At 74.4% G+C, this 9,488-nt stretch carries 5 protein-coding genes; 1 reads left to right on the top strand and 4 read right to left on the bottom strand.

Going from position 1 to position 9,488, the window contains the following annotated elements; translation table 11 throughout:
- The coding region (locus BI06_RS30665) for an iron-containing alcohol dehydrogenase (protein ID WP_043472916.1) at nt 1–1,064 on the top strand (1,064 nt) is incomplete at its 5' end.
- 64 nt (nt 1,065–1,128) lie between these two features.
- On the opposite strand, the gene BI06_RS30660 is transcribed toward BI06_RS30665, so the two are convergent.
- The 4 genes from BI06_RS30660 to BI06_RS51365 form a co-directional block, all read right to left on the bottom strand.
- Nucleotides 1,129–2,574, bottom strand: a complete 1,446-nt coding sequence (locus BI06_RS30660) for an MFS transporter (protein ID WP_158516478.1) — start codon at nt 2,572–2,574, stop codon at nt 1,129–1,131.
- Nucleotides 2,575–2,738: 164 nt separating this feature from the next.
- Nucleotides 2,739–3,836 (bottom strand): alpha/beta fold hydrolase, encoded by a 1,098-nt coding sequence (locus BI06_RS30655; protein WP_030398386.1) that lies wholly within the window; start codon nt 3,834–3,836, stop codon nt 2,739–2,741.
- Nucleotides 3,833–6,229 (bottom strand): thioester reductase domain-containing protein, encoded by a 2,397-nt coding sequence (locus BI06_RS30650; protein ID WP_043472912.1) that lies wholly within the window; start codon nt 6,227–6,229, stop codon nt 3,833–3,835. The genes BI06_RS30655 and BI06_RS30650 overlap by 4 nt, the downstream gene beginning before the upstream one ends.
- On the bottom strand, nt 6,222–9,488 hold a 3,267-nt coding region (locus BI06_RS51365; protein ID WP_043472910.1), incomplete at its 5' end, for an HAD-IIIC family phosphatase. The genes BI06_RS51365 and BI06_RS30650, both read right to left, overlap by 8 nt.

Here is a 9,488-nt window from a genome sequence, read left to right as displayed (position 1 = left end):
TCGGCCCGCTCGCCGCCCCGCTGGGCGGCCACGCCCTGCTGGTCTGCGGCCGGACCGCGATGCGCCGCACCGGCATCCTGGACCGGGCGCTCGGCTCGCTCACCGCCGCCGGCCTCGCCGTCACGGTCTTCGACCGGATCAGCGCCAACCCCCGCTCGGACGAGATCGACGAGGCGCTCGCGCTCGCCCGGGCGAGCGGCTGCGACCTGGTGGTCGGCCTCGGCGGCGGCAGCGCCATCGACGCGGCGAAGGCCGTCGCGGTCGCCGGTGACGCCGACACCGTGCGCGAGCTGATCGGCCGCACCCTGCCCGGCTCCGCCGCCGCGCTGCCGGTCGTCGCCGTCCCGACCACCGCCGGCAGCGGCTCGGAGGTCACCCAGGGCGCCATCGTCACCGACGTGGTGCGGGGCTTCAAGTCCGGCATCCGCGGCGAGGACGTGGCCCCCGGGATCGCGCTCGTCGACCCGGACCTCACCGACCGGCTGCCCGTCGCCGTCGCCCTGGAGAGCGGCTTCGACGCCCTGGCCCACGCGGTCGAGGGCGCGGTCGCCAGGCGCGCGACCGCGCAGAGCCGGGCGTACTCCCACCGGGCCCTCGCCCTGGTCCGCGACCATCTGCCCGGGCTGGCCCGCGGCGCGGCCACGCCCGAGGCCCGCGAGGCGATGGCGCTGGCCGCCCTGCTGGGCGGGGTGAACGTCACCACCGTCAGCACCTGCCTGCCGCACCGCCTCCAGCAGGCCATGGGCGCCGTCGCCGGCAACCCGCTCTCGCACGGCCGCGGTCTGGCCCTGCTCTACCCCGCCTGGCTGCGCAGCGCCCGCCCCTTCGCGGACGAGGCCTTCGACGCGATCGGGGACACCCTGGGCCACCGGGACGCCGCCACGGCCGTGGACGCGCTGCTCGCGCGCACCGGCCTGGCCACCTCGCTGACCGAACAGGGCTACACCGAGCGGGACATCGACACCTTCGTGGCCGGACTCAGCGGCAACCTGGAGAACGACCCGCACCCCGAGGTCGACACCGAACTGGTCCGCTCCCTCTACCGCGCCAGCCTGACCCGCTGACGCGGCCGGCCCCGGGCGCTCCGGTGCCCCGGCCCCCGCCCCGGCCCCCCGACCCGCCGACGGGTCAGGGGGCCGACGTGTCAGCCGGGGCAGGGTTCGGGGCGGCGGTCGCCGCGCCGCGGCGGAGCAGCAGGACGGCCAGCACACCGATCACCGCCGCCAGCAGGGTGGAGCCGATGGTGATCGCCGCGAAGCCCCGCCCCGAGGCGTGGGTCGCGGTGCCGACGAAGCTCGCGAAGAGCGAGCCGAACATCGACACCGCGATCGCCTCGCTGCCGAGGCGGACGGTGTTGATCCAGCCCGCGCCCATGCCGGCCTCGTGCTCGGGCACCTGGGCCAGCGCCTCGCCGTCGACCAGTCCGGCCTGGAGGCCGAAACCGGCGCCGACGACGACCAGCGGCAGGGCCATCCAGGCGAGCCCCTGCGGGGCGGCGGCGCCCGCCAGGACCAGGCCCACCACCAGCAGGCCGATGCTCCAGGCGAGGATCCGGTCCATGGCGGCGCCGCGCGCGACCAGCCGGCCGGCGAGCAGCGGGGCGATCAGCACCGGCATGGTCATGAACATCAGCAGGGCGCCGCTCTCGCCCGGCGAGGAGCCGTAGGCGCCCTGGAAGAACACCGGGATGTAGGCGACCGCGTTGGTGAAGGTGAACGACGCCACCGCGATCACCAGCGTCATCCCGGAGAACCGCGCGTTGCGCAGGGTGCGCAGGCTCAGCAGCGGGGTCGGCGCGGTGGCCTCCTGCCGGGCGAACAGCCCGTAGCCGGCCAGGCCGGCGGCCGTGCAGAGCAGGAACTGCGGGGACAGCCAGCCGGTCTGGGAGCCGAGCACCAGGCCGCCGAGGAGCAGGCCGGTCGCCGCGCAGAACAGCACCGCGCCGGTCACGTCGATCCGGGCGGTCCGCCGGGTGCCGTGGGCGGTCGCCCGGCGGATCAGCGGCATGGCGGCGCAGGCGACCACCAGGCAGGCCAGTTGGAAGCCGAACACCAGCCGCCAGCCGACGAGCTGGGTGAACAGGCCGCACAGCGACGGGCCGAAGGCCAGCGACAGGCCCGCGACGGCGCCCAGCAGGGCGAAGGCCCGGGTGCGGCGTTCGCCGGTGAAGCTGGTGGAGATGATCGCCGAGCCGACCGAGAAGACGGCGCCCGCGCCGACCCCCGCGACCAGCCGGGAGGCGTCCAGCAGCAGGTAGCCGGAGGACAGGACGCTGAGCGCGGAGCCGGCGCCGAAGGTCAGCAGGCCGATCAGCAGGGCCCGCCACCGTCCGATGACGTCCGCGACCGAGCCCCAGACGAGCGTGGCGCAGGCGAAGGTCAGGTTGTAGCCGTTCAGGGCCCACTGCTCGCCGGTGGACGACGACCCGAGGTCCGCGGCGATGTCGCCCAGCGCGACCGCCGTCCCGGAGACGGACAGCGGGACGGTGAAGACGGCGAGCATGACGACGGGCATCACCAGGCGCAGGCCGGGCGGCCCGGTGGCCGGGGCCGGCCGCGTTGTGTCGGAGGTCATCGAGGTCATCGTTCTCCTCTACCCGACTTCCGCGCGCGGAAGTCGAAGGAACAGCAACGGAAAACGGCCGTTCCACGCCGGCAGGCATCGGGGCCGGCGTGGAACGGCGGTCCGGGGGACCGGGGCGGTGGCGCCTCCGCGACGGGACGCCACCGCCCCGGTGGTCAGCGGCCGGCCTTGACGGTCCGGCACTCGTCGAGGAAGTCCACGATCGGACCGAACACGTCCAGCGCGGCGTTGCGGCCGATGAACGTGTCCAGGTGGCCGTAGCCCGGCACCTCGACGTAGCGGACGTCCAACTGCGGGTACCGGGCGGTCAGGATCTCGTGGCAGATCTTGTTGGAGTCGAACCAGAAGCGGTTGTCGCTGCCGGACAGCAGCATCAGCGGCGCCTCGATCTTCCCCGCGTTGTCCAGCGCGTTCTTCGGCAGCGCGTCGTAGCGGCCGTCGTTGTCGTTGAACCGCAGCATGGTGTGGGCGAGTTCGACGCTGCGCAGGTGCGGCAGGATCCACATCGGCACGGTGCCGTACAGGTCGGCGAGCCGGTCGTGGGTCCGGGTGTCGAGATTGTCGTGCTCGAACAGCGAACCGCCCACGCCCCAGGAGTCGTTGTGCAGGATCTGGCAGGTCGGGTCCTTGCACTCGGCGCCGATCGAGACCTCCGCGAAGATCAGCGAGTGCTTCGACCAGAGCCCGACCTTCTTGAAGTCGGTCGGGATGTTGACGAAGCGCGAGCGCAGCAGCTCGCCGCCGAAGTGCAGCCGGGCCCGGGTCTTCCAGGACAGCTTGGGCGTCAGGAACACGCCCTGCGCGACGATCCCGTCCAGTCCGGTGACCAGGCCGGCCGCCAGGCTCATCGACAGGCAGAGCGCGCCGATGCAGTGGGCGACGCAGAGCAGTTGGCGTCCGCCGATCCGCTCCCGGATCAGCGCCACGGCCTCCGGGATGTCGTACAGGGCCACGTCGTCGAAGCTGTACCGGACCCGGCCCTCGTTGTACGGCAGGCGGCAGCTGCCGCGCCAGTCCAGCAGCCAGGGCTCGTAGCCGGCGTCCAGCAGCACGTCCACCAGGTTGCGGGTCTCCGGCAGGGTGAACATGTCGGCCGAGGCGGTGAGGCCGTGCAGCACGAGCACGGCCGGACGCTCGCCGGCGCCGCCGTCGGGGACGACCCGGGTCAGGCCGAGCCGGGTGCCGTCGGACGCGGTGAAGGGGATGTCCTCGACCCGCTCGCCGAGGCGGTGGTGAAGGGGCCTCAGGGTCATCGGTTCTGCTCCCTCTGGATCATCAGCTTCCTGATCTTGCGTGCCAGCTTGTCCTTGTCCCGGTCGATCGCGTCCCGGCGCAGGTCCAGCAGCTCGGCGGCGGCCCGCAGCGACGGCTCGGCCAGGCCGGCGCCCATCTGCAGGAAGAACCACGACAGCCACGCCAGCTTGGCGAGCCGCTGCTCCTGCGAGGACAGCCTCGGGTCGACCTGGATCCCGTCGATCTGGTCCGGGAGGAAGCTGCTGCCCGGCACCTTCACCACACCGGCCAGCACGGCCGGTTCGCCCTCGCGGCCGATCGCGATGTCCAGGGTGCGGGTCTGCTTCCAGAGGTCGCGCCGGGCGCGCGCCGTCTTGAAGCCCTCCAGCCACCAGCGGTTGCCGTCCCGGTCCTCCAGGACCAGCCGGTACCGCAGCAGCGGGTGGTCGTTGCTGTGCAGGCGCGGGACGCCCTCGTCGGGGCGGACCTGGATCTCGCCCTCCACCACGGTCAGCGGCTCGGGGTGGATCCGCTCGCACACCACCTGGCCGCGGACGTCGATCCGGCGGTGCCGGACCACCTGGTACATGCTCGCGATGGACAGCGTGAACGCCAGCCGGCAGCTGCTGTCGCGCTCCTCGCCGACCGGGCCGACCTGGCCCTTCATCCGCTCGCGGAAGGACAGGTAGGGCGGGTCCTCGCGGCTGGGGAGGCGGGCCACGCCGTTCTCCGCCATCCGCTCGAAGGCCTTCAACTGGGCCTCGGATCCGTAGCGTTCGGCCGGTGGCAGCCGGTGCCGGGCGACGAACGCCTCGGTGCGCTCGGAGCCGGCCTCTGGGCCGAACATCAGCGCCTCGAACAGCTTGACGGCGGTCGGGCTGCTCAGGATGCGGACCAGGAAGTCGAGTTCGGGGACGGGGTCGGTCTCCTGGCGGCGCAGCAGGTCGTCCCGCCAGTCCTTCCAGCCGGCGATCCGGACGTTCATCCCGGCCAGCTTCATGTCCTTGACCAGCTCCGGCAGCGTCTCCGCCCGGCCGGTCAGGTTGTAGTTCTGGCCCCAGGCCTTCGGGTCGAAGACGATCGCGGCCGTGATCCGGCTGATCCAGTCCACCGGCGCCAGGTTGAGGAACTTGAACGCCGGCACCGTCCGGAACCGGGAGATCGCGCCGATCAGTCCGGTGCTGAGGTCGGCCGGGTTGTAGACGCCGGTGCGGGTGTGGCCGCCGATCGCGCCCGGCCGCAGGAAGGTCACGGTCAGGCCGTGCTCCCGGGCCCGCCGCAGCACGGCCTCGGCCGCCCACTTCGACTTGTCGTAGCCCGCGAACAGCCGGTCGATGTGCGCGACCGGGTCGTCCTCGCCCATCTTCTCGATGCCGACCTCGTTGAACACCGCGACCGAGGAGACGTGGTGCAGCGGCTTGGGCCGTCCGGTCATCGCCAGCTCCGCCAGCAGCAGCGGGCCGAGCACGTTGGTCTGCCGCAGCGAGGGGTAGCCGCGCAGGAAGTCGACGGCGGCCGCGACGTTGACGATCGAGTCGACGTCCCGGGCCAGCTCCTCCCAGCGCTCCTCGGACAGGCCCAGCCGCGGCTGCCGGATGTCGGCCGCGAGCACGGTCACCCGGCGGCGCACCTCGAAGGACCACGGCTGGTCGTAGCCGGCCAGGGCCTCGGCGAGGCGCTGCTCGGCGGCCGCGTCGTCGGCCGCGCGCACCAGGCAGACCACGTGGGCGTCGCCCGCGCGCAGCAGGTCCAGCAGCAGGTGGCTGCCGAGGAAGCCGGTGGCGCCGGTGAGCAGGATGCGGCGCGGCTCGGCCGGCTCGGCCTGGCGGCTGAACGGCAGCCGGTCGGCCAGCGCCAGGTCGGCGAGGATCGTCGCGATGTCCTCGTGCGCCTGGGGGGCGGACGCGCGGTGGTCGTCGGCCGGCAGCAGGCCGGACCGGAGCGCCAGGGCGGTCCCGGTCGCCGCCGGGGCGGCGGCCTCGGCCCCGGTGACCGGCAGACCGGCCGCGGCGGCCCAGCGCTGCGCCAGCCGGCGCGGCCGGGCGTCCGCGAACAGGTCGTCCAGGCTGACCCGGACGTCCAGTTCACGGGCCATCAGGGCGACCAGCTCGACCGCGTCCACCGAGGAGAGGCCGGCGTCGAACAGGTCGGTCTCCACCCCGGTGGACGCGCCCGGCAGGAAGCGGGCGGCCTGCGCGGCGATGTCCGCCGCGACCTGGTCGACACCGCGTGGCCCCGCCGCTCGGGCCGCCGCCGGGGCCGCCGGGGCGGTGGTGGGAGCGGCCGGCTTCCGGAGCCGGGCCAGCAGGTCGGACGCCTGGGCCCGGCCGGGCCGTCGCCGCTCGATCACCTCTTCCTCGGGACGGCGGTTGACACTGGGGTTGCGGCTGCTGCCGCCTCCCGCCTCAGGCATTGCTGACCTCCGCTGCGATATCGGTTCCGAGGTCCCAGGAGCGGAACGCCCGGAGTTGGTTCAACGCCACCACCGTCTCCAGCCGCGGTGCCTCGACCTCGCCGCCACCGAGGCGGGAGACCAGGCGCCGGGCCGGGATGTTGCGGGGCGTGTGGTCGGCGACGAGCCGCACGGCGTCCAGGCCGAGGGCCTCCGCCCGGTCGGCGAGCCACTGCAGCAGCCGGTCCTCGACCCCGCGGCCGAGCACCCGGCAGCTCATCATCCAGGCCACCAGTTCGAGCGCGTCCCCGTCCGGCCGGACCGCCAGGACGCCGATCTGCCCGTACTCGCCGAAGCGGTCGCGGGCGGTCGCCGTCCAGACCTCGCCGCCGTCCTGCCGCAGCCGGTCCAGCCCGGCCGCGTCCAGCGGCTGCGGCCGCAGGTTGAACTGGTTGGTGCGACGGCTGAGCTGGACGGTCCGCTCGGCGCTCTCGGCGGACACCGGCACGATGTCGAGTTCGAGCTTCAGGTTCTCCAGGAACTCGGCGAAGCCCAACTGGGCGCGGGCCTCGTCGCGCACCTGCTCCTGCTGGTAGAACGCGGCCCGGGCGGCGTCCTCGGCCGTCGCCGCGATCGGCGTCATCGGCCACAACCGGTGCACGAAACCGTCGAGTTCGGCCGCCGGCGGGCAGGTGAGGCAGAGCACCTCGGGCAGCTGGGCGCGCACCCCGGCGATCTCCACCGGGTTGTCGTCGAGGAACAGGAAGCTGTCCAGGCCCAGCCGCAGCTCCTCCGCGATCCGCGCGATCCGGGTCCACTTGGGCTCCCAGGCCGCCGAGATCGCGGCGAAGTGCTCGCGGCGCAGCAGGCTGTCCGGCCGGTCGAGGACGGCGTGCACCGTCGCCTCGTCGTTGTTGGAGACCAGGGCGAGCAGCACCCCGGCGGACCGCCACTGGAGCAGCCGCCGGGCCAGCAGCTCGCGGGCCCCGGTCAGGTCGACGTTCTCCGGCCCGGCCTCGCCGGCGATGCCGCTCCACAGCGTCTCGTCGCCGTCGACCACGATCACCTTGGGCGCCCGGCGGCGCACCGTCCCGACCAGGTCGGCCAGTTGGAGCGCCACCACGGCCTGGAACTCCTCCTGGAACGGCAGGTGGGCGAGCTGGTCGGTGTGGTCGTCGAAGACCTCGTCCGGCGGGAAGTCCTCCAGCCAGAGGTCCGAGTCCAGCACCGCGACGCCCGGCCGGTCGGCCAGCCGCTCCGCGACCCGCCGCTCCCACCCGCGCAGCCGCTCGTCCGGCGACCGCTCCGGGAGGAAGGCCACCACCAGCGGCTTGCGGGTCCGCTCGGCGAGGGCGGCCAGCGCGGCCGGGTACTCCTCGGCCAGCTGGTCGAGCAACTGCTCGTCGCCCGGGGCGAAGCGGACCAGGTCACCCGGGCGCAGCAGCACCAGCCCGGCCACCGTGGCCGGCTCGGCGAGCACGCTGCCCGGGTCGTGCAGGCTCGCCAGCACCTGGTGGTAGGGCGCCTCGGCGACGGCGAGGGGGCCGCCCTCGGCGGCGCCGTCCTCCAGCGCCACCCCCAGCATCGCCGGGAGGTTGCCGAGGGCGAAGGTCGCGGCGACGGCGACCTGTCCGGCCGGAACGGGTTCGGTGCTCACGTCGGTGCTCTCCGGTATCGCGACGAGGGTGTCGGGGGACTCGGTGATGTCGGCGGCGAGGGCCAGCAGACCCCGGCCGAGCTCGGCGCAGCTCGCGTCGTCGAGGACGTCGGCGTTGTACTCCAGGCCGACCTTGCCCAGCCCCGGCATCACGGTGACCATCAGGTCCAGGTCGGACCAGCCGGTGCCGGCCGGCAGGATCCGCAGGCCCCCCGACGCGCCGGCCTGGGGCGGCATGTAGTTGAAGTAGACCTCGACCAGGGGCGCGTCCTTGCGGTACAGCCCCTCCTCGACCAGGGCGGACATCACGTCGAAGAAGGTGACGCCCTGCTCCAGCACCCGGGTCAGCCGGCCGTCGGTGCGCCGCAGCACCTCGGCGGCGGACTCGCCGGCCCCGACCTCGGCCGCGTACGGGATCGGCAGGCCGAAGTAGCCGACCGCGTCGAGGGCGCCCACGTGCAGCCGGGTGTCCACCGGCACGGCCAGCACGAAGCGGTCGCGCTCCCGCAGCCGGGCGAGGTGCACGGTCAGCGCGCCGAGCCAGAACGCGGCGGGCGTGATGCCCAGCCCCGTCGCGGCGGCGGCCACCCGCTCCTGGAGCTCGGCCGGCAGCTCCACCAGGTGGGTGGCGGACCGGTAGGACCGCTGTGCCGGGCGGGGGTGGGCCAGTTCGAGGTCCAGCCGCCGCGCGCCGGTGAAGTCGGCGCGCCAGTCGGACGAGGGGTTGCGGTCCCCGTCCGGGCGCGCCGCCTGGGCGCGCAGCAGCAGGTCGATGTCCCGGTTGGAGACGACGGCGGGCGCGGTGTCCGGGCCGGTGTCCCGGTCCGTGCCGAGGCCCGCGTCCAGCTCGTGCGCCACCACCATCAGCGACGCCAGGTCGGAGACCGCGTGGTGCGCGCCGAAGACCAGCACCTGCTCCCCGGAGGGGCGGGCGAGCAGTTCGAACCGCCACAGCGAGGCCGTCGCGAGGTCGAACGGCGGCTCCATCAGCTCGCGCAGCCGGTCGTCGACGCTGGTGTCCTCGGCCACCGCCGACCAGCGCAGCAGCCCGTCGGGGACGCCGCGCCGCACCTCCAGCTGCTGCCCGTGCTCGGCGTCCGGCACGATCGCCGTCCGCAGCGCGGCGTGCCGTCCCGCCAGGGCGGCGACCGCTGCGGCGAGCCGCTCCGGCGTGGTCGGGGCGGACAACTGCACGGCCAGCCCGATGTGGTGGGTGACGCCCGGGGTGCCCTGCTGCTCGGCGCGGAGCAGCCGGACCACGTCCCGGGTGGCCGGGTGGCGGACGAGTTCCGGCGCCTCCCGGTCCGCCTCGCTCCCCTCGGCGCCGGCCGGCCCGGCCTCGCCGGCCCCGGCCATCAGCCGGTCGGCGATGCTCTCCACGCTGGCGCCGTTGAACATCGAGGCGACCGGCAGCGTCTGCCCGAAGTCCGACTCGACGAGGCCGCGGATCTGCATGGCCATCACCGAGTCCAGGCCCTGGCCGACCAGCGACGCGGCGACGTCCAGCTCCGCCGTGTCGAACCCCATGGTGCGGGCGAACCGGTAGCGCAGCCGGTCCACCGTCGCCTCCCGGGAGTCGAGCGCCGGACGCCCGGCGGATCCGGCCGACCCGGCGGCCCGCCG

The sequence above is a fragment of the Kitasatospora sp. MBT66 genome (genome assembly GCF_000710405.2).
Taxonomy (GTDB): Bacteria; Actinomycetota; Actinomycetes; order Streptomycetales; family Streptomycetaceae; genus Kitasatospora; species Kitasatospora purpeofusca.
Note: the sequence above shows the minus strand (reverse complement) of the source record. Positions and strands in the feature narration are given on the sequence as shown.